Origin of the sequence: Klebsiella sp. P1927, from assembly GCF_018204675.1 — a bacterium.
Classification (GTDB): domain Bacteria; phylum Pseudomonadota; class Gammaproteobacteria; order Enterobacterales; family Enterobacteriaceae; genus Klebsiella; species Klebsiella pneumoniae.
The window spans coordinates 5,429,604-5,443,905 of sequence record NZ_CP073377.1 but is presented as its reverse complement, the minus strand read 5'-3'; the positions used below and the strand labels follow the sequence as shown (position 1 = coordinate 5,443,905).

Sequence of the window (14,302 nt, the reverse complement as noted above, 5' to 3'; positions counted from 1 at the left end):
TGAAATTAAACGAGAACTAAACCAGTTCACAATTTATTATTCTGTCATTGTCACGCTTAATGACAAAAAGTTAGCGCAGATCACAAAGTTATTTCTGCTGAATTACAAATTTGCAGGAAAATCCGCAGGCAATTCGCTCGCCGGGCAATTAATGACCTCGTCATTATCCGCGCCACAGTCGCGAATGAAGGTGATAGTGGCGAACTCGTCAATCACTTCCGTCGGGTAGGCCGGGCCGGCATCGCGATACGAATTCATCAGCGGAATATGGTCGTTCTGGAAGCAGATGGTTTTTTCCGGGTTATTCATGATCCAGCGCGGGAAGAAAATAGTGCCGTGGAACAGTTTGTCGCCCAGGTTGACGATCAGGCTGACGTCGGTGCCGGTCGGTTCGGTCCAGGAGATTTTGTAGATACTTTCCCCCACCCGCACAATGTACGCTTCCTGATCTTTCACCCAGCGATTGCCGACGATGCCGCTGTGAATACGGTAGTCGAGGGTGTGGCCATTTTTGACGTAAATCTCGTAGTTCCAGCCGTTGTCGTAGGTATAGACCAGATGTTTACCGATAAAGCCGCTGAGGTCATGTTTGTCGAAAGTGCTCATCATTTATTCTCCTCTGTTTTGTTGAGGACAGCATACGTCTTTAAAAAATGAATGAATAACGCTATGTTTGGATTAAATACATTCAAATTTTAGATTGATTATGCACAAGACAACCCTGGAGCAGTGGGCGTTACTCGAAAAGGTAGTGGAATTGGGGAGCTTTGCCAGAGCAGCGGAGGAGACCAATCGCAGTCAGTCATCGGTAAGCTATAACCTCGCGCTGCTGCAGGAGCGCTTAGGCGTGGCGCTGCTGGCGCCGTCCGGCCGGCGGGCGGTGCTGACGCCGGCTGGCGAACTACTGCTGAATCAGGTCAAGCCGCTGCTGCAGGCCTTCGCCTACGTCGAGACGCACGCCGCCACTCTGCGCAACGGGGCGCGGACCCGCCTGGATCTGGTGGTCGACAGTATTTTCCCGCGCCAGCGGCTGTTCGCGATTTTACGCCAGTTTCAGCAGCGCTATCCGCAGACCCAGGTCAGGCTCACCGAAGTGCTGGAAAACCTGGATGACGAGAGCGCGGCGCGGACGGAAGCCGATGTGATGGTGTTGACCCGCCGCCAGGATATTACCGGCCGCGGGGAGTGGCTGATGAATATTGATTTCATCGCCGTCGCCCACCGCGACCACCCTCTCGCCGCGCTGGACGGACCGCTGGAGGATAGCGCGCTGGCGCCGTGGCCGCTGGTGCGCATTGCCGATCAGGGCGGCGATAGCCAGGCGCCGCGAGACGCCTGGACCTTCTCCACCATTGATGCCGCCATTGATGCGGTGATGTATCAGGTCGGCTTCGGCTGGCTGCCGGAGGAGCGCATTCGCCCCCATCTCGACCAGGGCGTGCTGAAGCGGCTGCCCCTCAGCCATGGCGCGCGCCGCGCGACGCCGCTGCATCTGATCGTCAAGCGGGACCTGGCGCCGATCGACGAACAGGTGGCCACGCTGCTGGCGTTGTTCCGGACGCCCTGAGGGGTAAGGCGGCGCTGGTCGCCTGGGCGTAATGATACGATTTTCTTATACTTTCCGGCGCAATATTGATCCAGGTTACTCCCAAAGTATGATGAATCACTAAAATCGTCATACTTTCCTGTCGTTGAGATTGCCGTCTTGTCTATTATCCGCCTCACCCTGCTGGCGCTGCTCGCCTGCGTCCCTCTGCTGGCTCAGGCCGCGCCGTACCAGCTCACCACCGCCTGGCCGGTTAACGTCGGCCCGCTGAATCCCCATCTCTATACGCCCAACCAGATGTTTGCCCAAAGCATGGTCTATGAACCGCTGGTGAAGTATCAGGCTGACGGCAGCGTACAGCCCTGGCTGGCAACCCGCTGGCGTCACTCCGCCGACGGCAAAACCTGGTGGTTCACCCTGCGCGACGATGTGGCCTTCTCCAACGGCGAACCGTTTAATGCCCAGGCCGCGGCGGCCAATTTTCGGGCGGTGCTGGCCAACCGCCAACGCCACGCCTGGCTTGAGCTCGCCAACCAAATAACCGACGTGCGGGCCCTCAGCGCCACCGAGCTGCAGATCACCCTGAAAAGCGCCTACGCCCCCTTACTGCAAGAGCTGGCCCTGCCCCGCCCGTTCCGCTTCATCGCCCCCTCGCAGTTTATCGATGGCGGCACCGCCAGGGGCATTAAAGCCCCGATCGGCACCGGCCCGTGGCGGCTGGCAAGCTCGCAGCTCAATCAGCGCGATGTGCTGGTGCGCAATGAGCGCTACTGGGGTCGCAAACCCGCGCTACAGCAAATCACCATCAAGGTGATCCCTGACGCCACCAGCCGGGCGGTGGCGTTCGAAACCGGAGAAATCGATATGCTCTACGGCGATGAAGGGCTGCTGCCGCTGGACACCTTCGAACGCTTTCGCCATCACCCCGGCTACGTGGCTCGTCTGTCCGCCCCGGCGGAGACGGTAATGCTGGCGCTAAACGCCAGCCAGGGCCCGACCCGCGAGCAGGCGGTTCGTGAGGCGCTCAACTACGCCGTCGATAAACAGACCCTTGTCGATAGCGTGTTGTATGGCACCCAGCAGGTTGCCGACACCCTGTTTGCCCCCTCCGTCCCTTACGCCCCGCAGGATCTGACGCCGCGCCGTTACGACCCGACAAAAGCCCGCGCCCTGCTGGAACAGGCCGGCTGGCAGCAGCTGGAGGGCCAGCCCTGGCGACAAAAAGCCGGGCAACCGTTGGCGATTGAGCTGGCGTTTATTGGCACCGACGCGCTGGCTAAATCGATGGCCGAAATTATTCAGGCCAATCTGCGGCAGGTCGGCGTGCAGGTCACCCTGGTGGGCGAGGAGGAAAGCAGCATTTACGCGCGCCAGCGCGAAGGCCGCTTCGGCATGATCTTCAATCGCACCTGGGGCGCGCCCTACGATCCGCATGCCTTTTTAAGCTCGATGCGCGTCCCGTCGCATGCGGATTACCAGGCCCAGCGCGGCCTGCCAGACAAGGCACTGATTGATAAAGAGATTAGTGAAGTGCTGACCACCGGGGACGAGGCGCAGCGGAGAAAACTGTACCATGATGTGCTGACCCGTCTGCATCAGGACGCGGTGTATCTGCCCATCAGCTATGTCTCGCTGATGTCGGTCGCGCGCCAGGAGGTCGGGGAGATCCCGTTCGCCCCGGTGACCAGCGAGATCCCTTTCGACCAGATTACCCCGGTAACGCCATAATGCTACGCTATATTTTACGCCGCCTGCTGCTGCTGATCCCGCTGCTGCTCGCCGCCTCCGCCATCATCTTTCTGCTGCTGCGGCTCGGCGCCGGCGACCCGGCGCTGGATTATTTACGCCTGTCGAACCTGCCGCCCACTGAAGAGATGGTTGCCTCGACCCGCGAGCTGCTGGGGCTCAACCAGCCGCTGGCAATGCAGTATCTGCACTGGCTATGGCGGGCGCTGCACCTGGATTTCGGTCTCTCCTATGCCACCCAGCGCCCGGTGCTGGACGACCTGCTGCACTTCCTGCCGGCCACCCTGCTGCTCACCGGCGCGGCGCTGGCGCTGATCCTCGTCACCTCCCTGCCGTTGGGCATCTGGGCGGCGCGCCATCGCGATCGCCTGCCGGACTATATCGTACGGCTGATTGCCTTCCTCGGCGTCTCAATGCCCAACTTCTGGCTGGCCTTTCTGCTGGTGATGCTCTTTTCCGTGCATCTGCAGTGGCTCCCGGCGATGGGGTATGGCGACTGGCAGCACCTGATATTGCCCGCCGTCTCCATCGCCTTTATGTCGCTGGCGATCAACGCCCGCCTGCTGCGCGCCAGCATGCTGGACGCCGCCAGCCAGCGTCACGTGATATGGGCGCGGCTGCGCGGATTGAGCGCGCGCCAGGTGGAGCGCCGACATATCCTGCGCAATGCCACCCTGCCGGTGGTGACCGCCATGGGCATGCACATTGGCGAGCTGATCGGCGGCACCATGATTATCGAAAATATCTTTGCCTGGCCCGGGGTCGGCCGCTACGCAGTTTCCGCCATTTTCAATCGCGATTACCCGGTGATCCAGTGCTTTACCCTGATGATGGTGACGGTGTTCGTGCTGGCTAATCTGGCGGTAGATGTGCTTAACGCGGCGCTCGACCCGCGCCTGCGCCGCCACGAGGAGGTGAGCGCATGAGAGGGCTACAAAGTTTTCGCTGGCCGGTAAAACTGGCCATGCTGGTTATCGCGCTGCTGGCGGTCATCGCCATCGGCAGCGGCTGGTGGCTGCCCTGGGATCCAGCGGCGATTGACCTTCAGCAGCGGCTGCTGCCGCCGGGCGCAGCGCACTGGCTCGGCACCGATCATCTCGGCCGGGATATTTTCTCACGCCTGCTGGCCGCCACCCGCGTTTCGCTGGGGGCGGTGATGGCTTGTCTGCTGCTGGTGCTGCTGATCGGCCTGGCGGTCGGCGGCTGCGCCGGACTGCTGGGCGGCCGCGCCGACCGCGGCCTGATGCGCATCGCCGAACTGTTTATGACTTTTCCGACCTCGATCCTGTCGTTTTTTATGGTGGGAGTGCTGGGTACCGGGCTGACCAATGTGATCCTCGCCATTGCGCTGTCACACTGGGCCTGGTACGCCAGAATGGTGCGTAACCTGGTGGTTTCCCTGCGCCAGCGCGAATTTATCCTCGCCGCCCGTCTGAGCGGCGCCAGCCAGTGGCGGCTGTTCAGCGACCATCTGGCCGGCGCGGTGATCCCCTCGCTGCTGGTGCTCGCCTCGCTGGATATCGGCCATATGATGCTTCACGTAGCCGGCATGTCGTTCCTCGGTCTCGGCGTCAGCGCGCCGACGGCGGAATGGGGGGTGATGATCAACGACGCCCGGCAGTATATCTGGACCCAGCCGCTGCAAATGGTCTGGCCGGGGCTGGCGCTGTTCATCAGCGTGATGGCTTTTAACCTGCTGGGCGACGCGCTGCGCGATCGTCTCGATCCCCACCTGATCGCGGAGCATAGCCACTGATGCCGCAGAAGATCCAACTGGAACAGATCTCGCTTACCGCTGACCGACCGCTGGTCAGCGACGTCTCCTTCACCCTGCGCCGCGGCCAGGTGCTGGCGCTGCTCGGCAGCAGTGGTTGCGGAAAATCGCTGACCTGCGCCGCCGCGCTGGGCCTGCTGCCGCCCGGCGTCAGGCAAACCGCCGGCCGGGTGCTTCTCGACGGCATTCCGGTGCACGGCGAACAGCTGCGCGGGGCGACCATCGCCACCATCATGCAGAACCCGCGCAGCGCCTTTAACCCGCTGCAGACCATGGCCGCGCATGCCCGGGAAACCTGCCGGGCAGCGGGTCGTGAAACGAATGACGCCGTGCTGCTGGCAGCGATGGAGGAGGTCGGTCTGGACAATCCGCGGGCGCTGCTGAAGCGCTACCCTTTTGAAATGAGCGGGGGCATGCTGCAACGGATGATGGTCGCTCTCGCCCTGCTCAGCCGCGCGCCCTTTATCATCGCCGACGAGCCGACGACCGATCTCGATGCCATCGCCCAGGCGCGCATCCTCGACCTGCTGGCGGATATTGTCGCCAGGCGCGGTCTGGGACTGCTGCTGGTGACGCATGACATGGGCGTCGTGGCGCGGCTGGCGCATCACGTAACGGTGATGGAGAACGGTCGCCTCGTTGAACACTGCGATGTGAATACGCTATTTAGCGCCCCGCGGCACCCGCTCAGCCAGCGCCTGCTGGCCGCGCATCTGGCGTTATACGGTCTGGAGAAAACACCATGAATTTACTCAGCGTCACCGGGGTGAGTCACGATTATCCTCACCACGGCAGAGTCCTGCACGAGATACAACTCGCCATCGCCCCCGGCGAAACGGTGGCCCTGCTCGGACGCAGCGGCTGTGGGAAAAGCACCCTGGCGCGGATGCTGGTGGGTCTGGAAACGCCGCAGCACGGCGATATTGCCTGGCGCGGCGCGCCGCTGGCCGCCCTGAAGGGCGAGGCCATCGGCGCCTTCCGCCGCGATATTCAGCTGGTATTTCAGGATGCCTTCAGCGCGGTGAATCCGCGCAAAACGGTGCGCGAGATCGTCAGCGAGCCGCTGCGCCATCTGTTGTGCTTGCCGCGTGAGGCGCGTGCGCGGCGGGTGGAAGAGATGCTGCTGGCCGTCGACCTCGCGCCGTCGCTGCTCGATAAGCGCCCGGCGCAGCTCAGCGGCGGACAGCTGCAGCGCGTCTGCCTGGCACGCGCCCTGGCGGTACGGCCGCAGCTGTTGATCCTTGATGAAGCGGTTTCAAATCTCGATCTGCTGCTGCAGGCGGAGATTATCGCCCTGCTGAAGCGTCTGCAGGCGCAGTTTGACACCGCCTGCCTGTTCATCACCCATGACCTGCGGCTGGTGGAGCGCTTTTGCCAGCGAGTGCTGGTGATGGAGCACGGGCGCATCGTCGAAACCGCAACGGTTAGTCTACCGCTACGCCTGCGCTCTCCTGCCGGACAGGCGCTCCAGCAGGCGGTGCTCCCCCCTTTTCCTGCCACTCTGCTTAACGAGGCCATGCCATGCAGCGCGTAACCCTGACCCTTGATGATGACCTGCTGGCCGCCCTCGATGCGCTCAGCGCCCGCCGCGGCTACCACAACCGTTCGGAGGCGGTACGCGATATTCTGCGCGACGCCCTCAACCAGGATCCTCCGTCGCCGGAATCACGGCGCGGGTATGCCGTCCTGTCGTACGTGTATGAACATGAAAAACGCGAACTGGCGAGCCGGCTGGTGGCCACCCAGCATCATCATCACGATCTCTCCGTCGCCACGCTGCATGTGCATATCAGTCATGACGACTGCCTGGAGATTGCGGTGCTGAAAGGTGATATGGCCGAGGTACAGCATTTTGCCGACGACGTGATTGCCCAGCGCGGCGTGCGCCATGGGCATTTGCAGTGTTTAGCGGATGATTAATTATTTGAAAATTCTTGGGTGGTTTATCAACAGTTGATAAACCACATAAACTATACGCTTTGTGAATTATCCCTCTTCGCCAATAATGGCGCCTCATTTAACGATCTCGTTATGGCGAGGCTCCTGCATAAATACAAGTTACCGCCCTGTTGGTATCGAGAGAGACCACTCAGGGAAATACAGGCTTCCATCGAATCAAGGTGTTGCCAAGGTAACTTCTGGCGGTCATGACCGTTCAGATACGTTATGCAGTGCTAAAACCAGGACGTAGGGATCTGCCTGCGCTAACCCTGTCTTGTTCGCCCCTATGAGTGATTTTTTATAGGGATTTTTAAACATGTCTTCCATTCAACTCTGCGCCGCCCATCAGGCGACCTCTGGCTTCGACGGCGATGCGATCGTCCAGTACATGCGTACCGATTTTATTACGCTGCAGGAACATCTCAGCGTTCATGAGGCGCGCGAACACTTTATCTCCCAGCTGGCCAGCGATGATATTCCCGGGCAGGTGTTTGTCGTCGCCGGCAAGAAGCTGCGTGGCAGCCTGTCGGTCAAAAAGCTACTCCAGGAAACGGATATCAACCAGTCTATCCGCCACCTGATGGACAGCTGCCTGTTTCGCGTCAAACCTGACGATGAGCGCCAGCAGGTGATTGCCGAGCTCAGCGAGCGCGGCCTCGACCTGGTCCCCGTCGTCGATAAAGGCGAGCTGGTCGGCTGCCTGATGGAGAAGGAGATCGCCCATCTGCTGGAGGATGACGTCACCGAAGATGCTCAGCTGCAGGGGGCAACGCTGCCGCTGGAAAAACCGTACCTCGAGATCAGCCCCTGGACGCTGTGGAAAAAACGCTCGGTGTGGCTGCTGCTGCTGTTCGTGGCCGAAGCCTACACCAGCAGCGTACTGCAGCATTTCGAAGAAGCCCTGGAATCGGCCATCGCGCTGGCCTTCTTTATTCCGCTGCTCATCGGCACCGGCGGCAACAGCGGAACGCAGATCACCTCGACGCTGGTGCGCTCGATGGCGCTGGGGGAAGTGCGACTGCGCGATATGGGGCGGGTGATCCGCAAAGAGGTATCGACCTCGTTTCTGATTGCCCTGACCCTGGGCCTGGCGGGCTGCCTGCGCGCCTGGATGATGGGGATTGGCATGGAAATCACGCTCATCGTCAGCCTGACGCTGGTGTGCATTACCCTGTGGAGCGCGATTGTCTCCTCGGTCATTCCGATGGTGCTTAAGCGGATCGGCATTGACCCGGCGGTAGTTTCCGCGCCGTTTATCGCCACGCTGATTGATGGCACCGGGCTAATTATCTATTTCAAAATCGCCCAGTATTTTCTTGGGTTGAACTGATCATATACGTCCGGGCACCAGGGCGCCCGGACGCGTAGATTACCCTTCCACCAGCGCCTGCGCGCAGGCCCAGGCGCTTGACCACGCCCACTGGAAGTTATACCCCCCGAGCCAGCCGGTAACGTCCATCACTTCGCCGATAAAGTAGAGACCCGGCGCCTTACGCGCCTCCATAGTACGCGACGAGAGTTCGTTGGTGTCCACGCCGCCGAGGGTCACCTCCGCCGTCCGGTAGCCTTCGGTGCCGTTCGGCTGCACGCGCCAGGCGGTTAACGTCTCCACCAGCGTCTGCTGATCGCGAACGTTCAGTTGCTTGAGCGTCACATCAGGTATCTGTCCCAGCTGCTGCAGACACTCCACCAGCCGCTTCGGCAGCTGCATCGCCAGGGTGTTCTTCAGGCTCTGGTTGGGATGCGCGCTGCGCTGCTCGTTAAGGAAGTCATCAAGATCGCAGTCCGGTAGCAGATTAACGGTGACGAACTCGCCGGGCTGCCAGTAGCTGGAAATTTGCAGCACCGCCGGTCCGGAAAGGCCGCGGTGGGTGAACAGCAGATTTTCGCGAAACAGAGTGCCGTTCTCGGCGGTAATGGTCGACGGCACCGACACGCCGGAGAGGACCTGCAGCTGCTCAAGCAATGGCTTGTGGAGGGTAAACGGCACCAGCCCCGCGCGGGTCGGCAGCACCTTCAGGCCGAACTGCTCGGCGACTTTATAGCCAAACGGCGAGGCGCCGAGCCCCGGCATCGACAGACCGCCGGAGGCGATCACCAGCTTTTTGGTCACCAGCGTTTCGCCGTTCACCTGTAGCCGGTAGCCTTGTTCATCGCGCTCCACGCTGAGGATTTCGCTGCGCAGACGGATCTCCACGCCGCCCTTTTCACATTCCGCGAGCAGCAGATTGACGATCTGCTCCGCCGAATCATCGCAAAACAGCTGGCCGAGGGTCTTCTCATGCCAGGCGATGCCGTATTTACCGACCAGCTCGATAAAGTCCCACTGGGTGTAGCGCGCCAGGGCAGATTTGCAAAAATGCGGGTTTTGGCTCAAATAGGCCGCCGGTTCAACATACATGTTGGTAAAGTTGCAGCGGCCGCCGCCGGACATCAGAATTTTTCGCCCCGGCTTTTTGCCGTTATCCAGCAGCAGGACGCGGCAGCCAAGCTGGCCCGCCTGCGCTGCGCAAAACATTCCCGCCGCTCCGGCGCCAACGACAATGGCATCAAACCTTTCCACACCGCGTTCCTCGTTCCCCAATTGTCGGGTTTTGTAAATATTTCACTCTGGTCACACCAGCGGGAAAAATCCCGCATTAGATACATCATTGAAAGATATAGGATTACTCCCAACAGGGTAAAACCTAAACAGGAAGAAAATCAAAAAAAGTCTATATTTCACTTTGCCCGCGCCGCTAAAGTCACTGATAATGCGCCGCGTTCATGTCCTCAAAATGGCGTAACGTCCTATGCTACATTTATTTGCCGGTCTGGATTTACATACCGGACTATTATTATTGCTTGCTTTAGCTTTTGTACTGTTTTACGAAGCGATTAACGGTTTCCATGATACCGCAAACGCGGTGGCTACGGTTATCTACACTCGCGCAATGCGCTCACAGCTCGCTGTGGCGATGGCGGCGCTCTTCAACTTCTTCGGCGTTCTGCTGGGCGGTCTCAGCGTAGCCTATGCCATCGTGCATATGCTGCCGACCGATCTGCTGCTTAACATGGGTTCCGCACATGGCCTCGCCATGGTGTTCTCTATGCTGCTGGCGGCGATCATCTGGAACCTCGGCACCTGGTACTTCGGTCTTCCAGCTTCCAGTTCTCATACCCTGATTGGCGCCATCATCGGCATTGGTTTAACCAATGCGCTGATGACCGGTACTTCCGTGGTTGATGCGCTGAATATCCCGAAAGTCATCGGTATTTTTGCTTCGCTTATCATCTCGCCGATCGTCGGTCTGGTGATCGCGGGCGGCCTGATTTTCCTGCTGCGTCGCTACTGGAGCGGAACCAAAAAACGCGCGCGTATCCACCTGACGCCCGCAGAGCGTGAAAAGAAAGACGGTAAGAAAAAGCCGCCGTTCTGGACCCGTATCGCGCTGATCCTGTCTGCTATTGGCGTGTCGTTCTCTCACGGTGCTAACGATGGGCAGAAAGGCATTGGCCTGGTGATGCTGGTGCTGATCGGCGTCGCGCCGGCGGGTTTCGTGGTGAATATGAATGCCTCTGGTTACGAAATCACCCGTACCCGCGATGCGGTCAACAACGTGGAAACCTTCTTCCAGCAGCGTCCTGAACTGCTGAAAAAAGCCACCGGCGTCGATCAGCTGGTGCCTTCTCCGGATACCAATACCGCGGCCAATGGCGAGTTCCACTGCCATCCGGCGAACACCATCAACGCCCTTGACCGCGTCAAAACCATGCTGACCGGCGTTGAGAACTACGAGTCGCTAAAACCGGAACAGCGCGGCCAGCTGCGTCGCATCATGCTCTGCATCTCCGACACCACCGACAAGGTGGCGAAGCTGCCGGATGTGAGCGCTGACGACCAGCGTCTGCTGAAGAAACTGAAAACCGATATGCTGAGCACCATCGAGTACGCGCCAATCTGGATTATCATGGCTGTCGCGCTGGCGCTGGGTATCGGCACCATGATCGGCTGGCGCCGCGTGGCGACCACCATCGGTGAGAAGATTGGTAAGAAAGGCATGACCTACGCTCAGGGGATGTCGGCTCAGATGACCGCAGCGGTTTCTATCGGTCTGGCGAGCTACACCGGGATGCCGGTTTCCACCACCCACGTACTCTCCTCCTCGGTAGCGGGGACGATGCTGGTGGATGGCGGTGGTCTGCAGAAAAAGACGGTGACCAGCATTCTGATGGCCTGGGTGCTGACCCTGCCGGCAGCGATTATCCTTTCAGGCGTCCTTTACTGGCTCTCCCTGAAACTGATTTAAGCGTTATTCGTTCAAAACGGGCCAGCTTGCTGGCCCGTTTTTTTATTCTGAAACGTTAGTGCCAGATCATCAGCGCAATCAGGCTCACCACCACCAGGCCGCACAGGGCGCTGGTCAGGATAAACTGGCGACGAACACGTTCGCAGCGACGAATAAATTCATCATCGTGATGGTCACGGTAGCGCTGGGCATAGATATACCACACCAGCCGCATCTGTTTGCTGGGCTGCCCGTGCGAGGTAAAAAAGCCGCCGCCATCAACATACTGATAGAGCAAGGGATCGCAACCACGTAGCACCACCAATAATGCACGCAACGATGAGAAGTAGCGTGCCATATTCACCACACAAACGACACACAGGGCCCAAAACAGCGCAATAGTGCTGATCATACCTCCTCCCCGGCGACCCGCCTACGGAGAAAACCTCCGCGGCTACCGCTCCCCAAATAACCCACGACGATACCGTAAAGAGTGCGATTCCGATCACATTTATTTTTCCGACCGGCTCATTAAATAGTGTAGGAGATCCATTAATTTTTTTACCACAAGGTTATTCGTTATCAATACGTAAGACGGATAAATTTGTTTAACTTTTAGGTGAACCCAGTGCATTGACGGAGTGCGGGGGGCGCTATAAGGTAGGAAATATCTTCTACAATGAAGTCCTTAAAGGCTACCCTCCCGCGAATGTAGCACGCAGGACGCGGGCGAAACGGCAGCGCCAGCTGTCAGGTCCAATGGTCATCGACAAACTTATGGAAGGAGTAACACTATGGCTTACAAACATATTCTGATTGCAGTAGACCTGTCCCCGGAGAGTAAAGTACTGGTTGAAAAAGCCGTTTCTATGGCCCGCCCGTATAACGCGAAAGTCTCCCTGATCCATGTGGATGTGAATTACTCCGACCTCTACACCGGGCTGATTGACGTTAACCTCGGCGACATGCAAAAACGCATCTCCGAAGAGACCCATCACGCGCTGACCGAGCTCTCGACCAACGCAGGCTATCCCATCACCGAGACCCTGAGCGGCAGCGGCGACCTTGGCCAGGTGCTGGTCGATGCGATTAAAAAATACGATATGGACCTGGTGGTCTGCGGCCATCATCAGGACTTCTGGAGCAAGCTGATGTCCTCTGCCCGCCAGCTGATTAACACCGTTCATGTCGACATGCTGATCGTCCCGCTGCGCGACGAAGAAGACGAATAACCGTCTCGTTTTATCCGCGCAATACGCCCGCCGATGCGGGCGTTTTTTATTTTCGCTTTCCCTCGCCATGCGGCAGAACTTCAATCCATAAAATCGCCATTCAATTAGTGTGATCAACCAGTTATTCGGCGAAATATCTATATAATAATCTATTCCATAAGCCAATAACCGCAGCATGGCGAGTTATCAGACATTTTCGGCGCGTTCTGGCATACGCGTTCATACTTTTTGGGAAAGTAATACAAGGCGAAGGAATATGAATACAACTGCACCTACGGGCTTGCTGCAGCAACCTCGTCCGTTCTTTATGATCTTCTTTGTGGAGCTCTGGGAACGTTTTGGCTATTACGGCGTTCAGGGGATCCTGGCGGTCTTCTTTGTTAAACAGCTGGGCTTCTCTCAGGAACAGGCCTTTATCACCTTCGGCGCCTTCGCGGCGCTGGTTTACGGGCTGATCTCCATCGGCGGCTACGTGGGCGACCATTTGCTGGGGACCAAACGCACGCTGGTGCTCGGCGCCATTGTGCTGGCTATCGGCTACTTTATGACCGGGATGTCGCTGCTGAAACCGCAGCTGATCTTTATCGCTCTCGGCACCATCGCCGTCGGCAACGGTTTGTTTAAAGCCAACCCGGCGAGCCTGCTCTCCAAATGCTATCCGCCGAAGGATGCCCGTCTCGACGGGGCATTTACCCTGTTCTATATGTCGATAAACATCGGTTCGCTGCTGTCGCTGTCGCTGGCGCCGGTGATCGCCGAAAAATTTGGCTACGCGGTAACCTATAACCTGTGCGGCGCGGGGCTGATTATCGCGCTGCTGGTCTACTTCGCCTGCCGCGGGATGGTGAAAGATATTGGCTCCGAGCCGGATCATCGCCCCCTCAGCCTACGCAATCTGGCGCTGGTGCTGGCCGGTACGGTGGTAATGATTTTTCTCTGCGCCTGGCTGATGCATAACGTGATGATCGCCAACCTGGTGCTGATTGTTCTGTCGGTCGTGGTTATTGCGTTCTTTTTCCGTGAGGCGTTTCGCCTCGATAAAACTGGACGCAACAAAATGTTCGTCGCCTTTATTCTGATGATCGAGGCGGTGCTGTTTTACATTCTGTATGCCCAGATGCCGACCTCGCTGAACTTCTTCGCCATCAACAACGTCCATCATGAGATCCTTGGCTTTACCATCAACCCGGTCAGCTTCCAGGCGCTGAATCCCTTCTGGGTAGTGGTCGCCAGCCCGGTGCTGGCGGCGATCTACACCCATCTCGGTCATAAGGGTAAAGACCTGACCATGCCGGTGAAATTTACCCTCGGGATGTTCCTCTGCGCGCTGGGCTTCCTGACCGCCGCGGCGGCCGGGATGTGGTTCGCCGACGCCCAGGGGTTAACCTCGCCGTGGTTTATTGTGCTGGTTTATCTGTTCCAGAGTCTGGGCGAACTGTTAATCAGCGCTCTGGGGCTGGCGATGGTTGCCGCGCTGGTGCCGCAGCATCTGATGGGCTTTATTCTGGGGATGTGGTTTCTGACCCAGGCCGCCGCTTTCCTGCTGGGCGGCTATGTGGCGACCTTTACCGCGGTGCCGGAAAACATCACCGACCCGCTGCAGACCCTGCCGGTCTACACCAATGTGTTCAGTAAAATTGGCCTGGTGACGCTGGGCGTCACGGTGGTAATGGCGCTGATGGTGCCGTGGCTGAACCGGATGATTAATACCCCGGCCAGCGCCGAATAACCGTTTGAGATGGCCGATCCGCACTGGCGCCGTTTGTTCAGATATTGTGGTTCCCGGCTTGCGCTA

At 58.8% G+C, this 14,302-nt stretch carries 14 protein-coding genes and 1 riboswitch; of the genes, 11 read left to right on the top strand and 3 right to left on the bottom strand.

Annotation, left to right across the window (positions count from 1 at the left end; translation table 11 throughout):
• Positions 1 to 102: 102 nt before the first annotated feature.
• Positions 103 to 609 carry a phenolic acid decarboxylase gene (locus tag KB892_RS26975; protein WP_004181483.1) on the bottom strand — a complete coding sequence of 169 codons (507 nt, stop codon included), beginning with the start codon at positions 607 to 609 and terminating at the stop codon, positions 103 to 105.
• A 97-nt stretch (positions 610 to 706) separates the two neighbouring features.
• Here KB892_RS26975 and KB892_RS26970 point away from each other — a divergent pair, with 97 nt between their 5' ends.
• From KB892_RS26970 to KB892_RS26935, 8 genes are all read left to right on the top strand, one after another.
• Positions 707 to 1,567, top strand: a complete 861-nt coding sequence (locus tag KB892_RS26970; RefSeq protein WP_004151421.1) for a LysR family transcriptional regulator — start codon at positions 707 to 709, stop codon at positions 1,565 to 1,567.
• Positions 1,568 to 1,705: 138 nt separating this feature from the next.
• Positions 1,706 to 3,274, top strand: coding sequence for a nickel ABC transporter substrate-binding protein (gene nikA, locus KB892_RS26965; RefSeq protein ID WP_002921102.1), 1,569 nt, complete (start codon positions 1,706 to 1,708; stop codon positions 3,272 to 3,274).
• Positions 3,274 to 4,218, top strand: coding sequence for a nickel ABC transporter permease subunit NikB (gene nikB / locus KB892_RS26960; RefSeq protein WP_002921105.1), 945 nt, complete (start codon positions 3,274 to 3,276; stop codon positions 4,216 to 4,218). Before nikA ends, nikB begins: the two co-directional genes overlap by 1 nt.
• Positions 4,215 to 5,048, top strand: coding sequence for a nickel ABC transporter permease subunit NikC (nikC, locus tag KB892_RS26955; protein ID WP_004151422.1), 834 nt, complete (start codon positions 4,215 to 4,217; stop codon positions 5,046 to 5,048). The genes nikB and nikC overlap by 4 nt, the downstream gene beginning before the upstream one ends.
• Positions 5,048 to 5,812 (top strand): nickel import ATP-binding protein NikD, encoded by a 765-nt coding sequence (locus KB892_RS26950; RefSeq protein WP_004151423.1) that lies wholly within the window; start codon positions 5,048 to 5,050, stop codon positions 5,810 to 5,812. Before nikC ends, KB892_RS26950 begins: the two co-directional genes overlap by 1 nt.
• Positions 5,809 to 6,600, top strand: coding sequence for a nickel import ATP-binding protein NikE (gene nikE, locus KB892_RS26945; RefSeq protein WP_002921186.1), 792 nt, complete (start codon positions 5,809 to 5,811; stop codon positions 6,598 to 6,600). Before KB892_RS26950 ends, nikE begins: the two co-directional genes overlap by 4 nt.
• Entirely contained in the window at positions 6,588 to 6,986 is a 399-nt protein-coding gene (gene nikR, locus KB892_RS26940; RefSeq protein ID WP_002921188.1) for a nickel-responsive transcriptional regulator NikR, read from the top strand. Before nikE ends, nikR begins: the two co-directional genes overlap by 13 nt.
• A 98-nt stretch (positions 6,987 to 7,084) precedes the next feature.
• A riboswitch (M-box (ykoK) riboswitch) is annotated at positions 7,085 to 7,266 on the top strand.
• 57 nt (positions 7,267 to 7,323) lie between these two features.
• Positions 7,324 to 8,337 carry a magnesium transporter gene (locus KB892_RS26935; protein WP_002921192.1) on the top strand — a complete coding sequence of 338 codons (1,014 nt, stop codon included), beginning with the start codon at positions 7,324 to 7,326 and terminating at the stop codon, positions 8,335 to 8,337.
• Positions 8,338 to 8,376: 39 nt separating this feature from the next.
• On the opposite strand, the gene KB892_RS26930 is transcribed toward KB892_RS26935, so the two are convergent.
• The gene (locus KB892_RS26930; RefSeq protein WP_002921196.1) at positions 8,377 to 9,570 is read right to left on the bottom strand and encodes a BaiN/RdsA family NAD(P)/FAD-dependent oxidoreductase; all 1,194 of its coding nucleotides are present in this window, start codon (positions 9,568 to 9,570) and stop codon (positions 8,377 to 8,379) included.
• Between the two features lie 229 nt (positions 9,571 to 9,799).
• On the opposite strand from KB892_RS26930, the gene pitA reads away from it, so the two are divergent.
• Positions 9,800 to 11,296 (top strand): inorganic phosphate transporter PitA, encoded by a 1,497-nt coding sequence (pitA, locus tag KB892_RS26925; protein WP_002921200.1) that lies wholly within the window; start codon positions 9,800 to 9,802, stop codon positions 11,294 to 11,296.
• A gap of 55 nt (positions 11,297 to 11,351) precedes the next feature.
• Here pitA and uspB read toward each other — a convergent pair whose 3' ends face one another.
• Positions 11,352 to 11,687: a universal stress protein UspB gene (gene uspB, locus KB892_RS26920; protein ID WP_002921203.1), complete on the bottom strand. Its 336-nt coding sequence runs from the start codon at positions 11,685 to 11,687 to the stop codon at positions 11,352 to 11,354.
• Between the two features lie 382 nt (positions 11,688 to 12,069).
• Here uspB and uspA point away from each other — a divergent pair, with 382 nt between their 5' ends.
• A complete protein-coding gene (gene uspA / locus KB892_RS26915) occupies positions 12,070 to 12,507 on the top strand; it encodes a universal stress protein UspA (protein ID WP_004145166.1) in 438 nt (145 codons plus the stop codon).
• Between the two features lie 280 nt (positions 12,508 to 12,787).
• Positions 12,788 to 14,236, top strand: a complete 1,449-nt coding sequence (gene dtpB, locus KB892_RS26910; protein ID WP_004219006.1) for a dipeptide/tripeptide permease DtpB — start codon at positions 12,788 to 12,790, stop codon at positions 14,234 to 14,236.
• The last annotated feature ends 66 nt before the right edge of the window (positions 14,237 to 14,302 follow it).

Coding starts and splice junctions, on each gene's coding strand:
- KB892_RS26975 (WP_004181483.1), bottom strand. CDS start 609: ATGATGAGCACTTTCGACAAACATGACCTCAGCGGCTTTATCGGTAAA.
- KB892_RS26970 (WP_004151421.1), top strand. CDS start 707: ATGCACAAGACAACCCTGGAGCAGTGGGCGTTACTCGAAAAGGTAGTG.
- nikB (WP_002921105.1), top strand. CDS start 3,274: ATGCTACGCTATATTTTACGCCGCCTGCTGCTGCTGATCCCGCTGCTG.
- nikC (WP_004151422.1), top strand. CDS start 4,215: ATGAGAGGGCTACAAAGTTTTCGCTGGCCGGTAAAACTGGCCATGCTG.
- KB892_RS26950 (WP_004151423.1), top strand. CDS start 5,048: ATGCCGCAGAAGATCCAACTGGAACAGATCTCGCTTACCGCTGACCGA.
- nikE (WP_002921186.1), top strand. CDS start 5,809: ATGAATTTACTCAGCGTCACCGGGGTGAGTCACGATTATCCTCACCAC.
- nikR (WP_002921188.1), top strand. CDS start 6,588: ATGCAGCGCGTAACCCTGACCCTTGATGATGACCTGCTGGCCGCCCTC.
- KB892_RS26935 (WP_002921192.1), top strand. CDS start 7,324: ATGTCTTCCATTCAACTCTGCGCCGCCCATCAGGCGACCTCTGGCTTC.
- pitA (WP_002921200.1), top strand. CDS start 9,800: ATGCTACATTTATTTGCCGGTCTGGATTTACATACCGGACTATTATTA.
- uspB (WP_002921203.1), bottom strand. CDS start 11,687: ATGATCAGCACTATTGCGCTGTTTTGGGCCCTGTGTGTCGTTTGTGTG.
- uspA (WP_004145166.1), top strand. CDS start 12,070: ATGGCTTACAAACATATTCTGATTGCAGTAGACCTGTCCCCGGAGAGT.